This is a genomic window from Pseudomonas sp. YNh (assembly GCF_037993085.1).
GTDB classification, from domain to species: Bacteria; Pseudomonadota; Gammaproteobacteria; order Pseudomonadales; family Pseudomonadaceae; genus Aquipseudomonas; species Aquipseudomonas putida.
Window position 1 is genome coordinate 169,567 of the sequence record NZ_JBBMRJ010000009.1, and the last position, 23,981, is coordinate 193,547.

A 23,981-nucleotide genomic window follows, 5' to 3' on the forward strand; every position below is an offset into this window, starting at 1 on the left:
TTCACTTTTGTTGTTATTGATTGAACAGCGGACTGGCGCCTTACATCGACGCTTCAAGCAACCACTGGTAGTCCTCGGCAGACGCCTCACGCGGGTTGGTCCGATGGCTGTGATCGGCCAACGCGCCCTGGATTATGCGTGGGTACTGCTCTTCGCTGACACCCAGTTCGCGCAGGCCGGTCGGCAGGCCCAACGCGCGGGTCATGTCGCGGATGGCCTGTTCGATCTGGCTTTCGTCTGCCAGCCCCATCGCCTGGGCGATACGCGCCATCTTGTGCTCGTTCAGCACAGTAGTGGCTTTGCGGTTGAACGTGATGACAGCAGGCAGGAAAATCGCGTTGAGGGTGCCATGGTGCAGGCGCGGGTTAATCCCGCCCAGTGCATGGCTAAGGCTGTGCACGCAGCCGAGCCCCTTCTGGAAAGCCAGTGCACCTTGCAGTGAAGCGCTCATCATGTTGATACGCCCATCGAGGTTCTGCGGGTCTAGGGTAGCGCTTTCGATAAAGCGCCATGCGCGCCACAGGCCGTCCAGGGCGATGCCGTCGGCAGGTGGGTTGAACGCAGGCGCCATGAAGGTTTCCAGGCAGTGGGCAATCGCATCCATACCGGTGGCCGCGGTAAGTTGCGTGGGCAGGCCAAGGGTGAGCGCCGGGTCGCAAATGGCCGCCTTGGGCACCACATGGGGCGAAATCACGCCCACCTTGCGCCCGTCATCGAGAATCAGAATGGCGCCCCGCCCTACCTCGCTGCCGGTCCCGGCCGTGGTGGGTACGGCAATCACCGGCGCGGTTGCCGGCGTGATTCGCGCCAGGCCGCCTTCGATCACCGCAAAGCTTTTCAATGGCCCTTCGTGCCGGGCACACACCGCCACACCCTTGGCCAGGTCGATCGCCGAGCCGCCGCCAATGGCAATGATGCCGTCACAGCCGCATTCCTTGAACATGGCCACGGCTTCACGTACCGCGTTCTCGTTGGGGTTGGGTGGTGTACCGTCATAGATCGGCAGTTGGGCCGCGCTGCCGGCAAAGGTGTTCAACGCCGTATCGACGATACCGGCAGCGCGCACGCCGCGGTCGGTCACGATCAAAGGCCTGGTTATACCAATGCGCTCGCACTCGGCAGGCAAGAGGGCAATGGCGCCGATATCGAACTGGATCTGGGTGATGTAGTTGATCAGGGACATAAGGCTCAGCAGGCTCCTGGCATTGTTGTTATAGGCGGTTCAGTCGCACTGGATGCGACACCGTGCAGCGCCAGTATAGGAATGCGCGCCTGGCCATGGTATTGAGAACAATCCATAGCGGTATAACCAGGACGCATACCCGATGACCCCATCACTTAACTCGATCATGTCCAGGCTGCATGCCCGCCACCTGCGCCTGCTCATCGAGCTGGACGAGCACCGCTCGCTGCTGGGTGCAGCAGGCAGCGTCGGGCTTACCCAGCCCGGCGCCAGCAAAGCGCTGCAGGAAATCGAAACCACCTTCGGCACGGTGCTGTTCAACCGCACCAACCGCGGACTGGAGCCCACGGCCGCCGGGCACTGCGCCATCCGCTACGCGCGCGTGGTGCAAACCGATATTTCCAACCTGCGCCATGACCTGGATGCAATCCTGCGCGGTGTGGGCGGCCGGCTGGCGGTGGGCGCCATCATGGGCGCCGTGCCCTTGCTGATGCGGGCCGTATCACAGCTGGCCAGTATCCAGCCGCAGATGTCGTTCGAGATCATCGAAGACACCAGCCAGTCGCTGCTGGCACAGATCGAAAGCGGCCGGCTGGACATCGCCCTGTGCCGCACCAGCGTCAGCAATGCGCCGCAGCTGTTTGCCAGCACCTTTGTCCAGGATGAGACGCTGGCGGTCATCGCCAATGTCGACCACCCGCTCAAACACGCCCAAACCGTCAGCCTTGCCGAGTTGGCCGAAAGCCGCTGGATCGTATACCGGGCCAACATGCCGATGCGCGTGCAACTGGAGCGTGAATTCCACGACGCCGGGCTGCGCTTCCCGCTGCACCTGGTTGAGACCACCTCGATCCTGGCGACCTTGTCGCTGCTGCAGGACCGCCCCGACTTTGTGGCGTTGGTGTCGATTGACGTGGCCCGGCAATGCGCGATGAACCAGCAAGTGCGCATGCTGCCCCTGGCCATGGGCTCGGTCAGCGACCCTTACGAGTTGATCACTCGCAAAGGCAGCCAAGCGACACCGGCCATGGAAAAACTTAGCGAGCTGCTATTGCAGGGTGGGCAACCTGGCCGCAGTTAGGCGTGTTGCAGCACCTGCACTCCATTGACCCAAATCAAGCCCTCGCGCCAGGTTCGCGCGACGATGGCTGCCAGCAAGGAATGACTCAAGCACCGCCAGGCGCACAGTGCACAACCCTCGAACACTGTGCGCGGCCTTGGACAAGGAGCCCCACATGAACCCGCTGAAACACATACTGGTAGCTACCGACCTATCCCCCCATGCCCGCAACGCGGCAGAGCGCGCTGCCTACCTGAGCAACGCGCAGCAGGCCGCACTGGACCTGCTCTACGTTGCCAACCCGGCCCCCTTCGAGCGCCTGAAGCAGTTGGTGGCGCCTGATGACGACCTGTTGAAGCGGGTACTGGACAGCGCCGGCGAAAAAACCCGCGCACTCGCAGCCCTGCTGTTCCAGCGCTACAACATTTCCGCAGGCGTGCAGGTCGCCAGCGGGTCGGTGATCACGGAAATCACCCGGGTGGTGCAGGACAAACACAGCGACCTGCTGGTATGCGGCGCCAAGGGTCAGAGCGTGGCGCGGCGCCTGCTGCTGGGTTCAACCGTGCAGAAAATGCTCAACCACATGCCCTGCCCTTTACTGGTGGTCAAGCCGGCCCCTCGTGCTACCTATCGCACGGTGCTGGTGCCGGTCGATTTCTCTCCCGCTTCGCTGCGCGCCATCAAACTGGCCAGGGCCATTGCCCCACAGGCCGAAATCATTCTGCTGCATGTGTACGAAGCCCCGTTCGAAGGCAGCGTGCGTTTCGCCCATATCGACCACGACACCCTCACCCACTACCGCAATGTCATCCGCAAGGACGCACAGGCACAACTCGCTGCATTGAGTGAGGCCGCGGGCATTGCCGATGCACGGCAGATTCTGGAGCACGGTGACCCTGGCTGGCGCATTGCCGAGCAGGAACAGGAGCTGGAGTGCGACCTGATCGTAGTCGGCAAGCAGGGTGCGAGCGCGCTGGAGGAGCTGTTGGTTGGCAGCGTTACCAAGCATGTACTGAACGAATCGCAGTGTGATGTGCTGGTCACGCCCTAGCACGCAAGACCAGGCGGGCCGCCCTCCCCAGGGGCTGCCCAGCCTGCGTGTAGCATCACCAGGTCCCGATGTACATCCGCCCCGCACTGGAACGTGGTTTCACCCACCACTGCAAAGCCGTTGCGCAAGTAGAAGGCAATAGCCCGGCTATTGCTGTCATTGACCGTCAACCGCAGAGCCCCCGCAACGCCCTGAAGCACATCAGCCATCAGGCGCTGGGCCACACCCGCCCCGTGGTATTCGGGCAGCACGTAGCATTTGCTGAGTTCGGCGATGCCATCGACAGCCGGAATGCCCAGGGGCTCTGGGGCAAGGTTGACCAGGCTGTAGCCGACGACCGTACGGCGCATCAGGCCTACCGACAGGCGCATTCCCGGTTCATGGCTCAAGCGTTCAAAGTCAGCTGGCATCAACGCCCCTTGGATGTAGGCGCTAATTTCCGTCGCTGGCGTATTCGCCGGGCAAGCCAGCGCAAAAGTGCGTGCCGCGACCTGGCTGATCGCATCACAATCCGCGGCCGTCGCCTTCCTGATCAAAAAATCCATGAGTTTGTCCGTGGTGTGTAAATGGCAGCCTTGCAACGGCTGAAGAAAAGCATAACACTCGCTATATACATTTCTATACACCGCCTCTGAAATCCCAGATGAAACCGTGATGTACGCCCAACCCGACCTCCCACACACGACCAGCGATGGTGCTGACGCCCCTATCGGCTCGGTCAACCACGCGCTGGGCAACCCCGGTATCCGGCGCAAGAATCACAAGCTTATTCTGCAGGCGGCCAGCGAAGCGTTTGCCGTCACCGGCTTCACCGCCACCCATTCGCACGAAATTGCCGAGCGCGCCGGGTTGCCCAAGGCCAATATCTATTACTACTTCCAGACAAAAGAGAATTTGTACGTCCAGGTGCTGATGAGCTTCATCGAGCCGCTGGTGAGGGCTTCGGCAGCATTGCGAAAAAGCGACGACCCGATAGTGGGCCTGCGGGCCTATATCAAGGCCCGTATCCGCATCATCCGGGAGCACCCTTTCAGCGCCGCCGTGTTCAGCCAGGAGTTGCTCTCAGGCGGCAAACGCCTACCTGAGGTGTGCAAGAACATGCTGCAGGAGGAAGCCAGGCGCAACGTTGCCTGCCTGCGCAACTGGATCGAGGATGGCCGGTTGGCGCCCTGTGACCCCGAACACCTGATGATTTTCATCTGGTCGGCAACGCGCACCTATACCAATCTTGCCTGGCAAATGTCGCAGCTCAGAGGTGTGGCTGTACCCGACAAGCTGGACTTTGATCGCGCCACCCGTACGGTCACCCAGATGGTGCTGGGCGGTGTCGTACCGGTAAGGCAAACGGCTGTGACACCGCGCTGAAACTTGGCTTCGTGGCCCCGCAACGCAATACTTTCCGCTCTAAACCAGGCGTTTCATCGATTGCGCTGATGATGACTATCAAGCGGCCTGCCTGTCGGCCTGGCGACGCCATCCCTATAATCGCCTGCAAATCCCTCCGCTCCTGCGCCTGCTACAGGCGACATCCCTCATGGAACCGACCCCCATGCCAAGCAACCGCCAGGCCCGTCGCGGCCTTCCCGAACATAATCAACAGAGTGTCACACAGCAATGGCTGGCAATCCTCTCGGTCGCCGTGGGTGCCTTCGCCCTGGTCACCAGCGAGTTCCTCCCGGTGGGGGTGCTCAACGATGTGGCCAGTGACCTTGGCATCAGTGCAGGCCTTGCCGGCCTGATGGTGACCCTGCCCGGCATCATGGCCGCGCTGGCAGCGCCGTTGATTTCCGTGGGGGTCGGCGCGCTGGACCGGCGCTACCTGCTGATTGGGCTGACGCTGATCATGATCATCGCCAACACCATCGTGGCCTACGCCGTCGACTTCAACTTGCTGTTGGTCGGCCGCGTGCTGCTGGGTGTCAGTATCGGTGGTTTCTGGGCGACCGCCATCGCCCTCAGCGGCCGCCTGGCCCCAGACGGCATGGGCGTGGCCAAGGCCAACTCGATCATCATGGCCGGCGTAACCCTGGCGACCGTAGTGGGCGTGCCCGTGGGCACCTGGCTGAGCGGCCTGATGGGCTGGCGCATGACTTTCCTGGTCACCGCCCTGGTGGGCATACCGGTGCTGCTGGCGCAGGTATTCCTGCTGCCGCGGCTGCTGCCGGAAAAGGCTATTCGCATCAGCGACCTGCCAGCCTTGTTCATCAACCCGCAAGCGCGGGTCGGTTTGATCGCCGTGCTGCTGATCGGCCTGGCGCACTTTGCCGCGTACACCTATGTTGCCCCGTTCTTCAAACAGAATGCCGGCTTTGACGGGCCTACGATTGGCTCACTGTTGCTGCTGTACGGCGTCGCCGGGTTCATGGGCAACATTTTCGCGGGCTACGCTGCCAACCGCAGCGTGCGGCATACCCTGATGCTGGTTGCGCTGATGATTGCAGTGAGCACCGCCTTGTTCCCGCACTTCGCCACCGGCATGACGGGCGCCGCCATGCTGATCGCACTGTGGGGCTTCGCCTTTGGTGCGTTCCCGGCCTGCGCCAATATCTGGATGTTTGTGGTGGCGCCCAAGGATGTTGAACGTGGCATGCCGCTGTTCGTGGCCATGTTCCAGGTGATCATTGCGCTGGGCTCGTTCTTCGGCGGCCAGGTGGTCGACCATATGGGCACCGCAGTGCTGTTGAGCCTGGCTACCGCTTTGGTGGGCTGTGGGTTTGTCACCGTGCTGGTGCTGGGGCGCAACGTCAGCAATAGCCTGGCGGCGCAGCCAGGCTGATCAGCTCGGTTTCGAAGCACCACAAGTACAGCGTCCGCTTCGGGCCCACGCTGTACTTGTAGCAGCGACTGTCTCGCAAAAAACTTGAAAGCGAGCGCGATCACTGTGGGAGCGGGCGTGCCCGCGAACACGGGCGGAGCCCGTGCCATGCACCGCCCAGCCTCCTTCGCGGGCACGCCCGCTCCCACAAGTACCGCGCAGATTTAGGGCCACGCTATACCCGTAATAGCTACTGTCTTGTGCTGCTTGCTCTGGGCCCATGGCCGGCTAGCCGGCTCCCACAGGTACGCCGCATGACTTGAAGGCGACGCCGGGTGTGGGCATAGTTGCGTCCCGCACAGATCAGTACTCGCATGGCCTGCTCTCCTCGCCTGGCTCAGAACCACTGCCCGAAGCGGCGGATGTAGAGGGTCTTCATGCCTTGCGCGACCACGCAATAGCCCAGCAGGGTAGCAACCAGCCAAGGGAAGTATTCCCACGGCAGCGGCACCAGGCCGACCATCGCGCCCACCGGCGAGAACGGGATGTAGATCCCCAATGCCATCACCAGCCCCGTTGCCAGCACCACCGGCAACGCAGCGGTGCTTTGGAAGAACGGCACTTTGCGGGTGCGCAGCATGTGTACCACCAAGGTCTGTGACAGCAACCCCTCGATGAACCAGCCTGACTGGAACAGCGCCTGCATCTCGACGCTGTTGGCGGCGAACACGTACCACATCAAGGCAAAGGTGGTGATATCGAAGATCGACGAGGTCGGGCCGATCCACAGCATGAAGCGGCCGATGTTGCGGGCATCCCATTTGCGTGGCTTGCTGAGAAACTCCTTGTCCATGCGGTCCCACGGCAGCGACAGCTGGGAGAAGTCGTACATCAGGTTCTGCAGCAGCAGGTGGATTGCCAGCATCGGCAGGAAGGGAATGAACGCACTGGCCACCAGAACCGAGAACACGTTGCCAAAGTTGGAGCTGGCAGTCATGCACAGGTACTTCATGATATTGCCGAAAGTTTCACGGCCTTTGAGCACCCCCTCCTCCAGCACCATCAGGCTCTTTTCCAGCAGGATGATATCGGCCGACTCCTTGGCGATGTCGGTGCCGCTATCTACCGAGATACCCACGTCGGCATCGCGCAGGGCTGCGGCGTCGTTGATGCCGTCGCCGAGGAAGCCCACCGTGTGACCATTGGCTTGCAGGGCCTTGAGCACACGTGATTTCTGCAGCGGGGTGAGCTTGGCAAAGACCGTGCGTTCCTCTACCTGAAGCTTCAGGGCGGGGTCGTCCATGCGCTCGATGTCCTGGCCGAGCAGTGGCAGGCCTGGCTCCAGGCCCACCTCACGGCAGACCTTGCAGGTAACCACCAGGTTGTCGCCGGTCAGTACCTTCACCCGCACGCCCATGTCGCGCAGGGCGGCGATGGCCGGGCCGGCAGTTTCCTTGGGTGGGTCGAGGAAGGTCAGGAAGCCCTGGATCACCAGGTCGCGCTCATCGTCGGTGTGGTACTGCGCCTTGCCTTCGGCAGCCAGGATCTCGCGGGTGGCGACCACCAGCACACGGAAGCCATCCTGGTTGTAGGCCTCGGCGCTGGTCAGAAGCTGCTGGCGGCGGAGCGGGTCCAGGGCAACGACACGGTCGCTTTCCTGCACATGCGTGGCGATAGCGAGCATTTCCTCGACCGCACCCTTGCTGACCAGCAGGTGATCACCCAAGGCGTTTTTCACCACCACCGACAAGCGACGGCGGATGAAATCGAACGGCAGTTCGTCGACCTTTGCGTAGGCGTAAGGCACCTTGAACTCACGGTCCTGGCCAGCGAAATGCAGCACGGCCTGGTCCATCAGGTTGCGGATGCCGCTCTGGTGATGGCTGTTGAGCCAGGCCAGTTCAAGAATATGCCGGTCGCGCTGGCCGTCGAAGCGCACGTGGTGTTCGAGGATGATCCGGTCCTGGGTGAGCGTGCCGGTCTTGTCGGTGCACAGTACATCCATGGAGCCCAGGTTCTGGATGGCGTTCAGGCGCTTGACCACCACCTTGCGCCGGGCCATGGCCACGGCGCCCTTGGCCAGGTTGGCGCTGACGATCATCGGCAGCATTTCCGGGGTCAGCCCCACTGCCACGGCAAGCGCGAAGAGGAAGGCATCACCCCAGTCGCCCTTGACCACGCCGTTGATCATGAACACCACCGGCACCATCACCAGCATGAAGCGGATCAGCAGGCTGCTGACGCTGTTCACGCCCCGGTCGAAGGCGGTCTGGCTACGGGAACCGGCAATGGCTTTGGCCAGCGAGCCGAAGTAGGTACGTCGGCCAGTAGCGACCACCACGGCGCGGGCGCGGCCGCTGACCACGTTGGTGCCCATGAAGCAGATGTTCGGCAGCTCGAGCAGGTTGCCCTGGTCAGCACCATGCCCGGTGGCGGACTTCTGCGCGACATTGCCCAAGGTGTCGTACTTCTCGACCGGCAGCGCTTCGCCGGTGAGCACCGCCTGGCTGATGAACAGGTCGCGCGATTCGAGCAGACGAATGTCGGCGGGGATCATGTCGCCTGCAGAAAGCTGCACGATGTCGCCGGCCACCAGTTCGTCCATGGGCACTTCGCGCAGGCGCGGAGCCTGCCCGACCTGCTCGCGACGCAGCACGGTGGCGGTGGTACGCACCATGGCCTTGAGCGCGTCGGCGGCCTTGTTCGAGCGGTATTCCTGCCAGAAGCGCAGCAGGCTGCTGAGGCTGACCATGGTCATGATGATGATGACCTTGGTCAGGTCGGCGTCGTCCGTTTCGCCGGCGCTGACCGGCAGCCAGTAGTCGGTGACAAAGCTGATCCCGGCCAGGGTCAGCAGTACATAGATGAACGGGTTGTGCAGGGCCTTGAGCAATTGCATCAGGGCGTGAGGTTGCGGGTCGTGGGCGACCTGGTTGGCCCCATCGTGCTCCAGGCGCTTGGCAGCCTCGTGCTCGGTCAGGCCGTGTTCGCTGGCATCAAGGTTGGCGAGGGTGACGGCCAGCCCATTGCGCGCTTCACGGGCAGCGCGGGTAGACAGGCGAGTTTCGCGTTCGGCCTTGGCCGATGAGGTGTTGCGGTGTTTGACAGTCATGTTGCTGTGCTCCTGCCGCTGCAGCGGCACGACACACAGACGTTTCACTCAGGCGGTGAACGAAGGCATGTCGGGTCGCAGAAAAATACTGGGCTTTTCCGACAGTTGTCTGTCCGCTGCCGAGGGTCGGAAGTTGTTTCGGCAGCGAACTTTCTACTCGCGCAGTCCATGGTGTGATTCCTTTTGATAAATACCGTGCAATAACTGCCCGCGAACTTTTAATTTAAAAAAGTTCGAGAGCAAAGATACCGTTTAATATCTTTTATTCAGCGAGAAGTCTGGGGGCTCAAGCGGGCATGCAGACACGCCAGCCGCCCGCATCTACTGGGGGGCTCCTGGCTGTGGTCAGGGTACCCGTGCAGGCGGGACGGCCGGGCACGGGCCTGCTGCGGCGCAAGGCCGGCGAACAGGCAATGTGAAACGAATGAAGTGAGGTTCATGAGCTTGCCTCCAACCGGCAGACACCGGTGGCGGCAAGTCACGACGGAGCATCAGGCTCTGGCGCGGCTTGCCCGACCAGGGTGTCGGGACCGGTGTTCCGGTTCAAGTGCCTGACCAGGCCATACGGCAGGGGTCAGGCAGCGACTAGATACTGTGTCCATTGAATTCTTCAGTGAATGGAAAAAAGGCCCTTTCTCGGGGCGATCGAACTTTATTCAAGCGTAGTATCGAAGTCAACCCGCAAGGGGAACTTTAAATAAGTTTCACCCACTTTTAATGTAACAACGGTCAGGTTCGAGTTTGACGCCCGTCGCCCGGCGAACCTTACACTCTGAACCGCCCCACCAATGCCGTCATCTCCCCCACCAGCCCCGACAGCGCCTTGCTCGCCTCGCTGGTCTGCTGCGCTCCCGTCGCCGAGTTGATCGACAGTTCGCGAATGTTCAGCAGGTTACGGTCCACTTCCCGTGCGACCTGAGCCTGCTCTTCGGCCGCACTGGCAATGACCAGGTTGCGCTCGTTGATTTCGCCAATCGCACTGTAGATACCTTCCAGCACCTGCCCCGAGGCCAGGGTCACGTCCAGTGTGGACTGGGCGCGGTTGGTGCTGGCCTGCATCGACGCCACTGCCGCTTCGGTGCCCGCCTGCACGCGGCCGATCATCTGTTCGATTTCCTGGGTCGATTGTTGCGTGCGGTAGGCCAGCGTGCGCACCTCATCCGCCACCACCGCAAAGCCGCGCCCGGCCTCACCGGCGCGGGCCGCCTCGATGGCGGCATTGAGCGCCAGCAGGTTGGTTTGCTCGGACACCGAGCGAATCACTTCCAGTACCTTGCCGATATCCCGCACCTGCCCGACCAGTTGCTCCAGGTGTGCACTGCTAGCCTGGATCTCGCGGGTCATGGCCTCGGTGCCGTCGATGTTTTCGCTGACTTGCTGGCGGCTTTGCGCGGCCAGCTGGTTGGACTCGCTGGTGGTTTGCGAGGTGGTGATGGCGTTGCGCGCAACCTCCTCCACGGCCGTGGTCATTTCGGTCACCGCGGTGGCTGCCTGCTCCAGCTCTTGCCCCTGCTGGCGCAGGTTGTTGGCGCTTTCCTCGGTAACCGCGTTCAACGCCGTGGCAGCGGCGTCCAGCTGCCGGGCACAGTGGTTGATCTGCCCCAGGGTGTCGCGCTGGCTCTGCTGCATGCGCTGCAGTTCGTGGAACAGCTGGCCGATCTCGTTATTGCCCTGCCCCTGCACCGGCACGCTCAGGTCGCCACCGGCAATACGCTGGAAATGCCTACCGGCTTCGCGCAGCGGGTGCAAAACACGCTGGGCAATGAAGGCCCAGCACAGCGCCGCCAGCACCAAGGTCACCGCCAACAGCCCCAGGCTTAGCAGTTGGGCGCGGGCCAGGCGCCGGTCAGACTCAAGCATGATCTGCTGGCCACGTTCGCTCAGTGCGCCCACCAGTTGCTGGCGCAGCGCTTGCAGCCGGCCCATGGCACTTCCGGCATCGCCGTTGACCTTGAAGTAATGCTCCAGCGAGCGCTGGCGAGTTGCCTCACGCTGCCCGGCCACCGCCTTGGCGTAATCGGCAAAGGTAGCCTGCAGCTGGGTTGCCAACGTGCGCAGGGCTGGATCGCGGGTGTTCTCGACAAATTCGTCGACCAGCGTCTGGCTCTTGTCGTTCAGCTCGACCGACAGCGCCATGCGCTTGGCCGCACTCTCGTCATGGCCACCCAGCTGCTCGATGAAGCCCGAGGACACATTGGCGCTGGCGCGGATCGCCATCAACAATGCGTTGTTCAACCGGTCCGACTGGTGTGCGGTCTGGTCCAGTTCGGTGATCTGCTGGTCGCTGCCCACTGCTGCCCGCCAGGCACTGACGGTGGAAAACAGCAGGGTCAGGCTGAACAGCGACAGCACCCAGAACATTCCGGTACGTATTTTCAGGTTGGCAAGCATGCGGGCAGTACTCCTTGTTGGCACCACTTCTGGTCGAGATTCGACGGTGGGTGTGCTGCTATCGGAGGTGCCCGCGCAGGCTTGAGGCGTGGGGAGTCGGTTATGGGCGGTAACCGAACAGATGTTGCCGGGCGCAGGTTGGGCCGCAGCCAATCTCAGCGTTCGAGGAAGTCGACTACCGCCTCCGCGAAGGCCTGCGGTTGGTCCAGCATGACAAAGTGGAAGCTGCCATCAATACGTTTGAAGCTGATGTTTCGCGTCCCTGCGTAGGCGTTTGCGAAGGTTGCATCGACGCTGGCAGCGGGTATGCCATACAAGGGGTCATAGGCATAGACGACCTGCACCGGCGACTGGATGCTGCCAAGCTCCGGGCGCAGGTCGGTGGTCATCAATTCATAGGTGGCATCGGCCACCACCTTGCGGTCCGAGCGCAGCGCGGCTTCGACCAGTGCCGGCCGGGCCGCAGCGGTCTTGGCCAGCCGGTCGATGGCTGTGCGCTGCATGGCTTCGGCCTGAACTGCCGGGGCCGCCAGCATCCCATCACGCAATGCCGCCGCCTGCGCTGCAGCCGCTTCGGCGGTAGCCATGGGGTTGAGCAATAACGTGTAGAACGGCAGCGCATCGACAACCATCAGCCGCCCTACCCGCTCGGGGTGGCGTGCACCAATCATCAGCGCGACCTCACCGCCCAGCGAATGGCCAATGATGGCCGGTGCCTCAAGGTGCTGGCTGCCGATATAGTCTGCAACCGCCTGGGCCACCGGAGCGGCCACGCGCCCGTCCACAGTGGGCACGGCAGGCGAGCCGGCAAAGCCTGCAACCTGCACCAGGTGCAGGCGATGCTGCTGGCGCAGTGTGCTGGCGAGCCCCGCCCAAACCTCACGGGAAGAGGCCAGCCCGGGGATCAGGATGACGTCCGGCCCGGTGCCCTCGACCGTTACCGAAATACGTTCGCCCGCTACAGGCACTGGCTGGCTTGGCGCAGCCAATGCCGAGCCCAGCGACAAGCTGGTCCCGATTGCTGCAAGCAGGGTGCGTATGCGCATGGTCGCCATTCCTTTGACTTCAACGGAGAAAAGCCCGCCACTATAAGGCGCACGGCAACCCATGGGAAAACTATCGTTTGCAACCCGCTGCGCTGCACCGTTAAAGTCGGGACCTGGGCGCCGGCTGCGCCTGCGGTCCGCGCAAAGGGGTTGCCCGAGCCATGCTTCACTCCATTTCCATACCAGCTCCCGGCTTGTCGGCGGACCGAGCCCCAAAGGAGTTGGCATGCCCGCCATCAATGCTTCCCGCCACCACGGCTTGCTCGACCTGCCCGCCTTGCGCAAACGCGCCAAGCGCTTGCTGGCTGAACTGAAAAACCACCAAGCCGACGACGCCCGCGAGCAATTGCGCACGCTTGGCCTGCCCGGCCCCGACTACCGGCTTGCCGACACCCAATGGCTGGTGGCCCGCGAGGCCGGCTTTGCCAGCTGGCCAAGGCTCAAGGCCCATGCCGACGCCGTGGCTTTCGCAGCACGCCACCCCGGTTTTTCCGCCGATGACGAGGCCAGCGTGCAGCATTGGCGCTGCGGCAACGACATCGCCCACAGCTTGCATACCGCCGGGTTTGCCGGCGCCTTCCAGATGTTCGACGACCCGATGGTCATGGGGCCTGTACCGGCGCTGCCCGACGAGCAGTACTGGCAGGTGCGCAGCGCCTACGTGCAACAGGCATTCAAGCTGAGCCCCCTGGACCTGGAACAGCGGCAGGCGGCGCAGCGTAGCGCACTGGCCGGGCTGAACCGCGACAGCGAAATTGTGCTGTGGTGCGAGGCCGACGCTTACGACCAGCTGTTCCTGATTCGCGTGCTCGCCAGCCTGCCCGGCCTGCCGCGTCGGCTTGAGCTGATCGAAATTGACCAGGTACCCGGTATCGAGCGTTTCATCGGCATCGGGCAACTGGCCCCCGACCTGTTGGCCTGGCTGTGGCCGCAACGTCGCGCACTGGGTGAGGATGCACTGGCCCTGGCCCGCGAAGCATGGGCGGCCTACACCGCACCCAATCCAAAGACCTGGGCAGGCCTCGCTGACCACACGCACCCGGCCTTGCCGTTGCTCGGCGGGGCATTGGCGCGCCAGCTACAGGAGCTGCCGGGGGCACAGGATGGATTGAGCCTTACCGAACGCCTGCTGCTGCGCGTGTTGGCTTCACGCGGCGAGCTACCGGCCGGGCGCGTTTTTGGCCAGTTGATGATGCAGGATGACCCGCTGCCTTACCTCGGTGACCAGATGTTCCATGTGCTGTTGCAGCCGTTGATCCACGCGCCACAACCGCTGCTGCTGGAAGGCTCAGGGGAAGCTTGGGCGCAGCGACCGCTGCGGCTGACGCCGCTTGCCGAGCAGGTGCTTGCAGGCAAGGCGCACTGGCTTGATCACAACCCTTCGCAGCGCTGGGTTGGCGGGGTGCTGGTGGATGCGGCTGACAGGCCTTGGGTAGTGACCGAACAAGGCGAGGTGTGGCGACGTTGATAACGTGCTCAACCCCAGGGCCGCTGTGCGGCCCATCGCCGGCAAGCCAGCTCCCACCTGGAACGCATTGACCTCAGGTCTTGCATCACTCCTGTGGGAGCTGGCTTGCCGGCGATGAGGCCAGTCCAGGCGGCGCCAGACAATTGAATCACCGCAGTCGTGAAATCACCTTTCTGCTGCCTGCGCCAGGCGCTGGGTGGCCTGCCGGATCTCATCCACATCCAGCGAAGCAAACCCCAGGCGCAAGGCATTCTCGGCATGGCCAAACGGCGAGAACTGCCGACCACTGCGCACCACCAGGTCCAGCGCCAGCGCCTTGGCTACCAACTGGTCCACATTGATCGCGTCGGAAAACCGCACCCACAGCGCCAGCCCGCCTTCCGGCTCATGCACGGTAATCTGCTCGCCAAACGCATCGTGCAGGCAAGCCAACAGGGTCTGCCGACGCCGACGGTACTCGCGGTTGACCCGGCGCAAGTGCTTCTTCAGCTCGCCATCGTTGATCAAGTCCGCCAGCATCCGCTGCATCACCGCATCGCCCTGCCCCAGGGTCAGCGTCGCCCTGCGCTCCAGCACTGCGGTTACCTCTACCGGCGCGACGATATAGCTGCAACGGAACGTGCTGCCCAAGGGCTTGGACAGTGTGCCGATGTAAATCACGTGCCGCTGCTGACGGTCGCTGGCCAAAGGCAGATAAGGCCGCCCGGAAAAGTGGTATTCGTAGTCGTAGTCTTCCTCGACCACGCAGAAGTCGTGCTGCCGCGCCAGTTCCAGCAACTGCTGCCGGCGCCCGGCTGGCAAGCTGACCGTGGTCGGAAACTGGTGATGGGGCGTTATGTACATCATCCGCACCTTGTGCTGCCGGCACAGGGCATCGATCTGATCGACCCGGCACCCCTCATGGTCCAGGTCCACGGTCACCAGCCGGGCACCCAACTGACGGAAAATCTCCCACGCCGGCGGATAGCTCAGGCGCTCGACCAGCACGGCATCCCCCGGCTTGAGCAGCACGCTGGCCAACAGCGACAGCGACATCTGCACGCCTTGGGTCAGGCAGATATGCTCGGCGCCAACGTTCAGGCTGCGATTGTGCCTCAGCATGTCGGCCAGGGCGGCGCGCAGGTAGAGGCTGCTGCAATCGCTGCCATGGCGCACGCTGTTGCTGGTAAAGCTGCTGCGCAAGGCATTGCGGTAATAGCGATGCAGGACTGCCTGGGGCAACAGCCGATGGTCACAGGCGCCGTTGTCAAAGAACAAGGCCCCTGGCCGCCCCTGCTGCGCTGCAGCCCGTTCGTTCGCCTCGAAGTAGGCAACGGCAGGCTCCTCTGGCAACGCCAGCGCGAAAGGCCCCGTGGTAGCGGGCTCGGTGGGTATTCCGGTCGCCAGCTGTTGGCTGACGAAAGTGCCCCGGCGCTGCACGCTCTGCAGCCAGCCTTTGGTCTCGGCTTCCTCGTAGGCAAGGATCACTGTCTTGCGGTTGACGTTCAACAGTTGCGCCATTTCCCGCGTGCCCGGCAGCGGCGTGCCAGGGCGCAGGCGGCCCTCGCTGATCGCGGCCACCAACCCCTCGACGATCTGCCGGTACGAAGACTGCGCCCCATCAAGCTTGAGCAGCGGCTGCCATTTGCGAAGCTGGACCATGTGAATTATCCAAAACTGGAGGTTCTGCTGGTCCTGGACTATAGCAACAATCGAGCCTCCATTTGCCTCCGAGGTGCTCATGCAAAGCCGTCACGTCATCGAATTGTCGCCCTCGGGCAAAACCTTCGAAGCCAGCCAGGAGCTGCTGCTCGATGCCATGCTCGCCAGTGGCCTGCCGGTACCTTTCTCCTGCCGCCGCGGCGCGTGCGGGTCCTGCAAGGTGAAGGTGGTATCGGGGCAGTATCAGGACAAGCAGCGGGATGCAGACACCCCCGCGCCCTCCTACCCCCTGGCCGCCGACGAGATGCTGCTGTGCCAGAGCCACGCCTGCAGCGACATGCGCCTGGCGATCCCAGGTTGGTCCCTGGACGCCCCGACACTGGCGTTCCAGGCGCAGGTTCACAACCAGCGCGAGTTGAGTGCAGATATCGTCGAACTGGTGCTGCAACCTGCTCAACCGCTGGAAGTGCGGGCAGGCCAATACGTAAGATTCCAGCTCGACAACGGTGACAGCCGCTGCTTCTCCATTGCCAACCTGCCCGTTCAGGACCAGGGGCAACTGGTGTTTCACATCCGTAAGGTCAGCGGCGGCGTGTTCACCGAAGGCCTGCTGCCCACCCTGCAAGCAGGTGCCGTACTGAACCTTGAGGGGCCGGTGGGCGCCTGCACCTGGCAGCATGAAGACCAACGCCCACTGGTGCTGTTTGCCACCGGCACAGGATACGCCGGCATCAAGCCCTTGTTGCTGACAGCACTGGCCCGCGGGGCCAAGGTGACGCTGTACTGGGGCGGGTCATCGACGGCGGACTTCTATGACCGTGCGTTTCTCGAGCAGGCCAGCCATGAACACCCCAACTTTCGCTGGCACCCGGTTCTTTCGGCTGAGGCACGCGTGCAGCAGGTGGCGTTGGGCCAGGCGCATCAGTGGGCCGACACCCAGGTCTATGCCTGCGGCAATGCCGCCATGATCAACCAGGCCCGCGAACTGTGCCTTGCCGCCGGCGTACAACCCCACCGATTTGTCGCGGAGGCTTTTGTCGCCAGCGGCGCACTGGCACCCCAGGCTGCAGCCGCCAACACCCTGCACCCAGAGCTGGAAAAAGTCGGCCCACGCTACTCGCTGGACGGCATGCTCGCTGCCCGCGAGCAGTCAGTGCGCTCCGTGGCCGCGATCGCCAGCCAACTGCGCGTCGGCATGACCACCGCCCAGGCACTGGAGATGGCTGCGCAAACCTTGCAGGCAATGGGCGCGTCCCACACCTGGCACCCCACCTACATCCGCTTCGGCGACGACACCGTACGTACACCGCGACAAGGCATCGACCTGCAACGTGTATTACGTACTACGGATATCGTCGTAGTCGACGTCGGCCCGGTATGGGATGGCTACGAAGGCGACTATGGCGACACCTTCGTGTTTGGCCAGCACGACCTGCACCACGCCTGCGTGAAGGCACTGCACGAGGTGTTCGCCGAAACCCGCCAGGCCTGGGGCCGTGGGCTGACCGGACGCGAGCTGTATGACTTCGCCGAGCACAGTGCCAAGTCCAAAGGCTGGCAGCTGGAGCGCAACCTGGCCGGCCATCGCATCGCCGACTTCCCGCACATGCTCTATGGGCAGGACAAACTGGCCGAGGTGGAGATCGTTCCGAGCGAGGTGGTATGGGTGCTGGAAATACAGCTGTGCCATCCCACCGAGCCGGTCGGGGCGTTTTTCGAAGACATCCTGATCGGTGAAGGCAAGCCGACCGTGGCGAGGGCCGCTTGATCCCCAAGCCCTGGCGGTTGTCGATCAAGCCGGATTTACAGGATAAGGTTGCCAGCAGGACGCTGACAGCCACGGACGAACAATATGCAAATACGCAACCTGACCCCTGACGACCTCCCCCAAGCCAGCACCTTGTGCCTGGATGCCTTCATGCAGGCAGTTGCGCCCTCGCTGTCTGCGCAAGGTATCGAGACCTTCACCAAGGTGGTAGCACCCCAGGCGTTTGCCGAGCGCATGAGGGGCGACAACCTGATGCTGGCCTGTGTTGCGCAGGGCGCCCTCACGGGGCTGATCGAGCTCAAGGAAGGCCGCCACGTTGCGATGCTGTTCATTGCACCGGGTTGGCAACGCCAGGGCATCGGCACGCGCCTGATGAATGCCGCGCTGGAACATGCCCGGGTAGACGTCGTGACGGTCAAGGCGTCGCTGTCTTCAGTGCCTGCCTACCAACACTACGGCTTCACCCTGGCAGGCGAAGTGGGCGAGTTTGCCGGGCTGCTCTACCAGCCAATGGAAAAGCGCCTGCCGACTGTGTAGGCGCGGCCCTGTCGCAAAAGTACCGCAAAGCGGTGCCTGGTTATCAGCTTCGCAGCTGTTGTTGCCGGGGCCGCTGTTCTTGCACAACGGTCTGTTCCACCTGCTGTTCGGGGGCAGGTATCACCCGCCCGTTGTCCGGGGCGCAGAGCCGTGACGGGTCTGTTCGCTAACGTACAGACGCTGCCCGGGCAATCGCCGCAGAGTGAATGCTGAAAGGCCAGATCGGCAACCCGGCATACCGTGGACAATCCATCCACGGCATCAATATTGGTAACGTAGGGTGACTGCGACATTGCGCGGATCACCATAGTAGAGGCCACCGAAGTTGTTTGAAGTTGGCAAGGACTGGTAATAGACCTTGTCCAAGGCGTTGTTGAGGTTGTACTGCACGCTGAACTGTTGATTGATTTGATAATGGGCGTGCAAGTTGAGCAAGGCGTAGCCACCTTGTTTGATGGCATACCCGCTGACATCGGCGGCGGTGCGGCTCTGGGCATACACGTCGCCACCCACGCGCCACTGGTCGAGGGCACCGGGCAAGCGGTAGTCCGTCGACACCTTTAGCAGGCGGCGCGGGATCTTGCGATAGTAGTCCGAGCCCTTGGTACTGCCAGCCACATATTCTGGATCGCTGTAGGTGTATCCAGCGCTAAGGTTCCAGTTCTCCAGTGGTTCGCCTGAAATCTCCAGTTCAAAGCCGCGGTTACGCACTTTCGCGCCGGCTTCATAACATTTGCTGGTACCCGTCACGCCACAGGTTGGCGACACCGACAGGGCTTCGGGCATGTTCTCCAGGTTGGTCTGGAAAATGGCCAGCGTGGTGTTCAGGCGGCCATCGAAATACTCACCCTTGATGCCGGTTTCGTAGTTGTCGCCCTCGATAGGGTCAAGCAAGGTGTTACCGACACCGTAGTAACTCTGAGTCTTGTAGATCTCGGTGTAGCTGGCATACCAGCTGTGATGCTTGTCCAGGTCCAGTACCAGCCCGGCATAAGGCACCAACCGGCCGTTCTCCCGGTATCGATCATTGGTGTACGGGCTGGCCACCTCGTAGTCTGACCAACTCACCCGCGTGCCGAGGATCAGGCTCAGGTCATCCGTGAGGCTGAAGCGCGAGGCACCGTACAGGCCTCGCTCCTTGCGCTTGTAGTTGTAGTCCGAGCCGATCGCATTGAGGATGGGGCTGGGCAGAGCGCTGTAGTCGAAGTCGGTGATGGTGATCGTAGGGTTGTTGACCGCGCTCTTGATGACGGCAGTGAACTCGTCCTGGCGACTGTTGGCCCCCAACATCAATTGGTGCCTGCGCCCGAACAGCTCAAATGGCCCGGTTGCATAGAGGTCCAGCGCGAACTGGGTGTCTTCGTAGTCAGCCTGGGAGACGGTCATGCGATAGTTGTCGCCCGATACCCGGCTCGGATAGGCCGAAAGGAAATCGGCGTTCGACCAGATCGCGTTCATGGCCAAGGTCAACGTCCATTCGTTGTCAAACTTGTGCGTGACATCGCCGAACAGGGTGTAGTTGTTGCGATCCAGGTGGGCCCACTTGCCGTTGAGGTTGGTGGAGCGCGAGAGCGGGTAGAAGGAGCCGTCACTGCGGGTATTCAGGCCGCCCCAGTCATAGCCGTTCTGGTTGTCCTTCTGAAGGGTGGCACCTAGCGTCAGCACGGTGGAGTCGTTCAGATCCGCCTCGCCGACCAGATACAGCAACTGGTTGTCCCGCTCGGCGCCGTCCCGGTAGCTGTTGGCGTTGTTGTAGTAGGCTACTGCGCGGCCGCGAATATTACCCGTGGCGGTCAATGGCCCGGAAACATCCACCTGACTCCGGTAGTTGTCCCAGGAGCCTGCACCCAATTCCGCACCCAGGCGAAAGTCCTGGGTCGGCCGCTTGCGCACGAGGTTGATCGCCGCCGACGGGTTGCCCGTGCCCTGCATCAGGCCGTTGGCCCCGCGTACCACTTCGACACGGTCGTAGAGGGCCATGTTCGACGTGGACATGACGTCCATCGAGTAGTTTTCCGAGATATTGGTCGGAATCCCGTCGTATTGCAGATCGCTGATCTCGAAGCCACGCGCGTAATAGGTGGAGCGGTCAGTGCCGATCTTGGTCAGGGTGATTCCGGTTGCCGTGCGCGCGATATCGTCCAGGTTCTGGATGTTCTGGTCGTCCATCTTCTTGCGGGTGATCACCGTCACCGATTGCGGGGTTTCCCGCAGGCTCAGGGCCATCTTGGTCGCCGTATTGGTCGATCCTGTGGTGTAGGAGCCGCTATCCTCGGTAATCGAACCGGGTGTATTGCCGGCAATGGTGGTCGCTGCAAGGTTGACTGCGCCTGTGACCGGTGCGGCCTGCTGGAGTTGATAGCCATCTTCGGTCGGGCTCGCTACCAGTCCAGAGCCCGACAGTAGCTGTGCAAAACCGTCATCGATGGTGAAGCTGCCGTGCACACCGGGGCTGGTCAATCCTTGCACCTGGCGGGACTCAAAAGAGATGGGCGTTGCGCTGGCCTGGGCGAACCGACCCAGGGCTTCGCCCAACGGCCCGGCAGCGATGTCATAGCGCTGCAGGGATTGCTCGGCCAAGGCACTGGCAGGCACTGCCAGTGGTGCCGTACAAAGTGCCAGGCGCACGGCCAGGTAAAGGCCGTGCGGGGCAGAACGGGTCAGCGCTCGAATCGGCGACTTCATGTTTTCGATACTCCTATGGTGTTGGCCATGGGAGGACGGACGAAATTCGAAAACACGAAATGATTATTGAAACTATTTCCGCTCCGCATCGGGTTTCAGGGTTACCCGGGTTATCCAAGGGGTGTACTGACTGACCTGGATCGGCAAGGTGCGTTGCAGCAGCCGCAATGCCTGGCGCGGATCATCCAGCGGCAGCATCACAGTCACCTGTAGCCCTGCGAGGGCAGCATGATCGGCCCACAGCAGGCCCGGGTAGTGGCGCGACAAGCGCGTCAGCACATCGCTCAGTGGCTCATTTTCGGCCAGCAGCTGGTGCTTGTGCCAAGCCTGTTCAAGGGCATCTGCCCGTACCTGTTCTACGTTGCCTGGGCCTTGTGCGCCAAGACGTACGCGCTGGTTGGCCGTCAGCTTCAGTGAGTGGCCGGCACTGCTGATGGCGGTAGTCGACTCGATCATGGTCACTTGCGTCGAGTCGCCTTGCCGCTCCACCGTGAAGCGCGTGCCAAGCGCCCGCACACTGCCATGTGCAGTCACTACCAGGAATGGGCGAGGGTCCTTGGCCACATCGACCAACACTTCGCCACGCAGCAGCTCGACCCGGCGTTCACCTGCATCAAAATGCACGTTCACGGCCGAGTCCCCGTCCAGATGGATTTCGCTGTCATCGTCTAGTCGGCGATCAAGCCAAGCGCCCCCTGAGGTGCTCAGGTCTGCCAGCAGATATCCCTGTTGCCAGCAAGTCGTGGTGATCCAGGCCATGGGAAGCAGGGCCAGCGCCAAGGCCAGGGCCTGCATCTTGCTGGCCTGGGGCGCGCGTGGTGCGTGGCGAAGGGCTTTTCCGGCAGCCTGGCGGGGTAGTTGCTGCAACGAACTCAGACGCCCTTGCAAGCGCGCGACCGCTGCCGCATGTTCAGGGGCCGCGCTGATCCATGCCTGGAATTGCGCCTGTAACTGCACGTCGGCCTGGTCGTCGAGTAGCACCAGCCAGCGCGCAGCCTCGCGCAGGACCGAATCGGCAGTCTGGTCAGGCATCGCTCACCTCCATGGCAGCGTCGCAAGCCAGCATGGCCTCGACTAAATCGGCCTGTACAGTCCTCACCGAAATGCCGTGATGACGTGCTATGTCATCCTGGGACAAGCCTTCAAGGTGACGGAGGATAAAGGTTTCACGAACTCTGGGCTTCATGCGTGACAGCGCTCGGTCGATACATTCCAGCAGCTCTATGGCCTGCAGGATTTGCTCGGGCGAGAACGCCTGCTCCATATGCTCGACACTGGCCTCAAGCGCCTCCCTGTATGCCTGCTCCAGGCGCAAGCGGCGGCCGTTGTCGATCAGGATACGGCGCGCAATGGTCGCAAGAAATGCACGAGGCTCACGAGGGGAAGCATACTGCCCGGCGGTGAGTACACGGTAGAACGTGTCCTGGGCGAAGTCCGAAGCCTGATGCGGACATTGCAGGCGCCGCCGCAGCCACGCCACCAACCAAGGGTGGTGCCCCGCATACAGCTCGCCAATGGGATCGGAAGAAGGTGATCGAGGTCGGTCCATGACAAATGGCTGCAAATGAGAATTAATCTAAGTTATCACTTATGCAGGAGCCTCGCTATATGCTTGTCAACCGCTGGCGGCTGACCTTGTCTACCCAATCTGGTCAAAATACCGGCCTCATCGCCTGAAAGCCGGCGCCGACAAGAATTGCACCAAAACCTCCAGGGCTACGCAACACCGACGCAAGCTGAACTTGTCGCCAGTTGGAGCGACCAGCCTATCGAATGGGAAACACGCCTTTCTTGTACGATCCTGCAACTCAGCGAGAAGCACGCAAGCGTTCCAGCCAACGCAGAGGCGGCACGCCGTAGGTGCGAGTGAAGTGCCGGGTCATGTGGCTTTGATCGTGAAAGCCTGCGGCGAGGGCGGCATCGACCAGGGTGAAGCCATCCAGGATCAGCCTGCGAAAACAATCCAGGCGCCGTAGCGTGACAAACCGGTAAGGGCTGGTGCCGTACAGGGCGCGAAAGTCCCGCGACAAGCTCCATTGCTCACGCCCGCTGGCCTGTTCGAGCATCTCCAGCGTGATGCCTGCGTGCAGATGCTCCATGATGAACGCTCTGGCCCGCTCGGCGCTGGGGTAGTCCAGGCGTTTGCGGCCACGTGGTTTACCGCCCACGGCACGCAGCGCCATTGCCAGGTCATACACGGCGTCCTGCTCCTCCAGTGTTTCCAGAGGATGGTCCAAGGCTTGTACGAACGCCTCGCTGGCGCGGTACAAACGCGGGTCGCAGGAGAGCCCGCCGGCAATGAAAGGCAACGGTTCGCCCCCGAGCACGTTCTGGATCAACGACGGGTCGATGTAGGCCATCCGGTAGCGAAAGCCCAACTCCGTGCCGGCCATGCCGTCATGCACTTCATCCGGGTGCAGCACAAGGGTGTTGCCTGGCACGCCGTGGCACAGCGCCCCCTTGTAGTGAAAGCTCTGAACACCGGCAAGGGTACGGCCTATCGAGTATGTGTCATGACGATGCGGGTCGTAGCCATGGCCACCAAACCAGGCTTCGATGCGCTCCACGCTGCCAGGCGTAGTGCTGCGTATGACCCAGTCAGAGGTGGATGACGGTTTTGCTTTTCGATCCATGAGTATGCTTGCCGCTTTTGAGACATCTGGGATGGGGTGCTTGACCCTTGGTGCTTCGGGATTCCCACCCGCGACGGCGTTTATCAATCTTGCGCCTCAGGCGCACGGAAGGCCTTGCTGTAGTAGCCAGACGGGTCGAAACAGCAAACGTGCTTCTTGCCGGAAGCAAGCATATCGCATGCATTGGCTATCCGTTTTGCGCGCGTCTGGGCCTGCTTGGCTGACGTGATCCAGTGTACCCAGTCCACTCGTGCGAGGGTCGTCGTATTGGTCCAGACCAGACGAGCCTCAGGCGTGGCTGCCAGTGCCTCCTGAAAATCGGGGGGGATGTCAGGTTCGGGCTCCTTCAGCACAGGGCTCAAGTCCAGTGTAACGATGTCGCCAATGGCAGCATTTGCAGCTTCGAGTAACGTAGAGCTGATCTGCAGCCAATGGCTCAGTTGACCATCCGGTTCAAGGGTTGCCTGGAAAGGGTATCCATTCAATGTGCCTTCAATTGTCGTCCTTCCTCGCCTGGGAAGCTGTGCACTCGCCTCTTTTGGCAGTACCACGAAAGCCCATGACGAATCATCCCCAGGGTTTGCCGGACGAAGAAGCGTTGCTTCGAAGCGGGATTTCACAACGGTAGTTGTCATTGCAACGCCTCCAGTC

The 23,981-nt window shown here is 62.3% G+C and carries 18 protein-coding genes; 7 read left to right on the forward strand and 11 right to left on the reverse strand.

Going from position 1 to position 23,981, the window contains the following annotated elements; genetic code table 11:
* Positions 1–40: 40 nt before the first annotated feature.
* Positions 41–1,183, reverse strand: coding sequence for an iron-containing alcohol dehydrogenase (locus WF331_RS12230; protein ID WP_016500246.1), 1,143 nt, complete (start codon positions 1,181–1,183; stop codon positions 41–43).
* Positions 1,184–1,325: 142 nt separating this feature from the next.
* Here WF331_RS12230 and WF331_RS12235 point away from each other — a divergent pair, with 142 nt between their 5' ends.
* Positions 1,326–2,264, forward strand: coding sequence for a LysR family transcriptional regulator (locus WF331_RS12235; protein WP_016500247.1), 939 nt, complete (start codon positions 1,326–1,328; stop codon positions 2,262–2,264).
* A 154-nt stretch (positions 2,265–2,418) separates the two neighbouring features.
* A complete protein-coding gene (locus WF331_RS12240) occupies positions 2,419–3,294 on the forward strand; it encodes a universal stress protein (RefSeq protein ID WP_016500248.1) in 876 nt (291 codons plus the stop codon).
* On the opposite strand, the gene WF331_RS12245 is transcribed toward WF331_RS12240, so the two are convergent.
* Positions 3,291–3,704 carry an N-acetyltransferase gene (locus WF331_RS12245; protein ID WP_340622954.1) on the reverse strand — a complete coding sequence of 138 codons (414 nt, stop codon included), beginning with the start codon at positions 3,702–3,704 and terminating at the stop codon, positions 3,291–3,293. The two genes, WF331_RS12240 and WF331_RS12245, sit on opposite strands and share 4 nt — an antisense overlap.
* A gap of 244 nt (positions 3,705–3,948) precedes the next feature.
* On the opposite strand from WF331_RS12245, the gene WF331_RS12250 reads away from it, so the two are divergent.
* Both WF331_RS12250 and WF331_RS12255 read left to right on the forward strand, forming a co-directional pair.
* Complete coding sequence (locus WF331_RS12250) at positions 3,949–4,659, forward strand: TetR/AcrR family transcriptional regulator (protein ID WP_284364667.1); 711 nt, start codon at positions 3,949–3,951, stop codon at positions 4,657–4,659.
* A gap of 184 nt (positions 4,660–4,843) precedes the next feature.
* On the forward strand, positions 4,844–6,070 hold the full coding sequence (locus WF331_RS12255) for an MFS transporter (protein WP_041167770.1): 1,227 nt from the start codon (positions 4,844–4,846) through the stop codon (positions 6,068–6,070).
* 376 nt (positions 6,071–6,446) lie between these two features.
* On the opposite strand, the gene mgtA is transcribed toward WF331_RS12255, so the two are convergent.
* The 3 genes from mgtA to WF331_RS12270 all read right to left on the reverse strand — a co-directional run bounded on the left by mgtA (position 6,447) and on the right by WF331_RS12270 (position 12,598).
* Entirely contained in the window at positions 6,447–9,161 is a 2,715-nt protein-coding gene (gene mgtA, locus WF331_RS12260) for a magnesium-translocating P-type ATPase (RefSeq protein WP_016500252.1), read from the reverse strand.
* Positions 9,162–9,926: 765 nt separating this feature from the next.
* On the reverse strand, positions 9,927–11,552 hold the full coding sequence (locus WF331_RS12265) for a methyl-accepting chemotaxis protein (RefSeq protein WP_340622955.1): 1,626 nt from the start codon (positions 11,550–11,552) through the stop codon (positions 9,927–9,929).
* Between the two features lie 155 nt (positions 11,553–11,707).
* Positions 11,708–12,598 (reverse strand): alpha/beta fold hydrolase, encoded by an 891-nt coding sequence (locus WF331_RS12270; RefSeq protein ID WP_016500254.1) that lies wholly within the window; start codon positions 12,596–12,598, stop codon positions 11,708–11,710.
* Positions 12,599–12,824: 226 nt separating this feature from the next.
* On the opposite strand from WF331_RS12270, the gene WF331_RS12275 reads away from it, so the two are divergent.
* On the forward strand, positions 12,825–14,066 hold the full coding sequence (locus WF331_RS12275; RefSeq protein WP_016500255.1) for a DUF1835 domain-containing protein: 1,242 nt from the start codon (positions 12,825–12,827) through the stop codon (positions 14,064–14,066).
* A 165-nt stretch (positions 14,067–14,231) separates the two neighbouring features.
* Here the strand turns inward: WF331_RS12275 and pdxR are convergent, their stop codons facing one another.
* The gene (gene pdxR / locus WF331_RS12280) at positions 14,232–15,707 is read right to left on the reverse strand and encodes a MocR-like pyridoxine biosynthesis transcription factor PdxR (protein ID WP_340622956.1); all 1,476 of its coding nucleotides are present in this window, start codon (positions 15,705–15,707) and stop codon (positions 14,232–14,234) included.
* A gap of 79 nt (positions 15,708–15,786) precedes the next feature.
* Between pdxR and WF331_RS12285 the strand changes: the two genes are divergently transcribed.
* Both WF331_RS12285 and WF331_RS12290 read left to right on the forward strand, forming a co-directional pair.
* On the forward strand, positions 15,787–17,475 hold the full coding sequence (locus WF331_RS12285; protein ID WP_284397745.1) for an NAD(P)H dependent flavin oxidoreductase family protein: 1,689 nt from the start codon (positions 15,787–15,789) through the stop codon (positions 17,473–17,475).
* A gap of 84 nt (positions 17,476–17,559) precedes the next feature.
* On the forward strand, positions 17,560–18,012 hold the full coding sequence (locus WF331_RS12290; RefSeq protein WP_016500258.1) for a GNAT family N-acetyltransferase: 453 nt from the start codon (positions 17,560–17,562) through the stop codon (positions 18,010–18,012).
* A gap of 261 nt (positions 18,013–18,273) precedes the next feature.
* Here WF331_RS12290 and WF331_RS12295 read toward each other — a convergent pair whose 3' ends face one another.
* The 5 genes from WF331_RS12295 to WF331_RS12315 form a co-directional block, all read right to left on the reverse strand.
* Positions 18,274–20,697, reverse strand: coding sequence for a TonB-dependent siderophore receptor (locus WF331_RS12295; RefSeq protein WP_016500259.1), 2,424 nt, complete (start codon positions 20,695–20,697; stop codon positions 18,274–18,276).
* Positions 20,698–20,769: 72 nt separating this feature from the next.
* Positions 20,770–21,729: a FecR family protein gene (locus WF331_RS12300; protein WP_340622957.1), complete on the reverse strand. Its 960-nt coding sequence runs from the start codon at positions 21,727–21,729 to the stop codon at positions 20,770–20,772.
* Positions 21,722–22,246, reverse strand: a complete 525-nt coding sequence (locus tag WF331_RS12305; protein ID WP_041167771.1) for a sigma-70 family RNA polymerase sigma factor — start codon at positions 22,244–22,246, stop codon at positions 21,722–21,724. Before WF331_RS12305 ends, WF331_RS12300 begins: the two co-directional genes overlap by 8 nt.
* 259 nt (positions 22,247–22,505) lie before the next feature.
* On the reverse strand, positions 22,506–23,330 hold the full coding sequence (locus WF331_RS12310; protein ID WP_041167772.1) for an AraC family transcriptional regulator: 825 nt from the start codon (positions 23,328–23,330) through the stop codon (positions 22,506–22,508).
* Between the two features lie 83 nt (positions 23,331–23,413).
* Positions 23,414–23,965: a YdeI/OmpD-associated family protein gene (locus WF331_RS12315; protein WP_016500263.1), complete on the reverse strand. Its 552-nt coding sequence runs from the start codon at positions 23,963–23,965 to the stop codon at positions 23,414–23,416.
* Positions 23,966–23,981 lie beyond the last annotated feature (16 nt).

Bases quoted from the DNA above. Each gene is read 5' to 3' on its own strand.
- WF331_RS12290 (WP_016500258.1), top strand. From the start codon at position 17,560: ATGCAAATACGCAACCTGACCCCTGACGACCTCCCCCAAGCCAGCACC.
- WF331_RS12245 (WP_340622954.1), bottom strand. From the start codon at position 3,704: ATGCCAGCTGACTTTGAACGCTTGAGCCATGAACCGGGAATGCGCCTG.
- pdxR (WP_340622956.1), bottom strand. From the start codon at position 15,707: ATGGTCCAGCTTCGCAAATGGCAGCCGCTGCTCAAGCTTGATGGGGCG.
- mgtA (WP_016500252.1), bottom strand. From the start codon at position 9,161: ATGACTGTCAAACACCGCAACACCTCATCGGCCAAGGCCGAACGCGAA.
- WF331_RS12285 (WP_284397745.1), top strand. From the start codon at position 15,787: ATGCAAAGCCGTCACGTCATCGAATTGTCGCCCTCGGGCAAAACCTTC.
- WF331_RS12230 (WP_016500246.1), bottom strand. From the start codon at position 1,183: ATGTCCCTGATCAACTACATCACCCAGATCCAGTTCGATATCGGCGCC.
- WF331_RS12270 (WP_016500254.1), bottom strand. From the start codon at position 12,598: ATGCGCATACGCACCCTGCTTGCAGCAATCGGGACCAGCTTGTCGCTG.
- WF331_RS12240 (WP_016500248.1), top strand. From the start codon at position 2,419: ATGAACCCGCTGAAACACATACTGGTAGCTACCGACCTATCCCCCCAT.
- WF331_RS12250 (WP_284364667.1), top strand. From the start codon at position 3,949: ATGTACGCCCAACCCGACCTCCCACACACGACCAGCGATGGTGCTGAC.
- WF331_RS12255 (WP_041167770.1), top strand. From the start codon at position 4,844: ATGCCAAGCAACCGCCAGGCCCGTCGCGGCCTTCCCGAACATAATCAA.
- WF331_RS12305 (WP_041167771.1), bottom strand. From the start codon at position 22,246: ATGGACCGACCTCGATCACCTTCTTCCGATCCCATTGGCGAGCTGTAT.
- WF331_RS12310 (WP_041167772.1), bottom strand. From the start codon at position 23,330: ATGGATCGAAAAGCAAAACCGTCATCCACCTCTGACTGGGTCATACGC.
- WF331_RS12315 (WP_016500263.1), bottom strand. From the start codon at position 23,965: ATGACAACTACCGTTGTGAAATCCCGCTTCGAAGCAACGCTTCTTCGT.
- WF331_RS12300 (WP_340622957.1), bottom strand. From the start codon at position 21,729: ATGCCTGACCAGACTGCCGATTCGGTCCTGCGCGAGGCTGCGCGCTGG.
- WF331_RS12295 (WP_016500259.1), bottom strand. From the start codon at position 20,697: ATGAAGTCGCCGATTCGAGCGCTGACCCGTTCTGCCCCGCACGGCCTT.
- WF331_RS12235 (WP_016500247.1), top strand. From the start codon at position 1,326: ATGACCCCATCACTTAACTCGATCATGTCCAGGCTGCATGCCCGCCAC.
- WF331_RS12265 (WP_340622955.1), bottom strand. From the start codon at position 11,552: ATGCTTGCCAACCTGAAAATACGTACCGGAATGTTCTGGGTGCTGTCG.
- WF331_RS12275 (WP_016500255.1), top strand. From the start codon at position 12,825: ATGCCCGCCATCAATGCTTCCCGCCACCACGGCTTGCTCGACCTGCCC.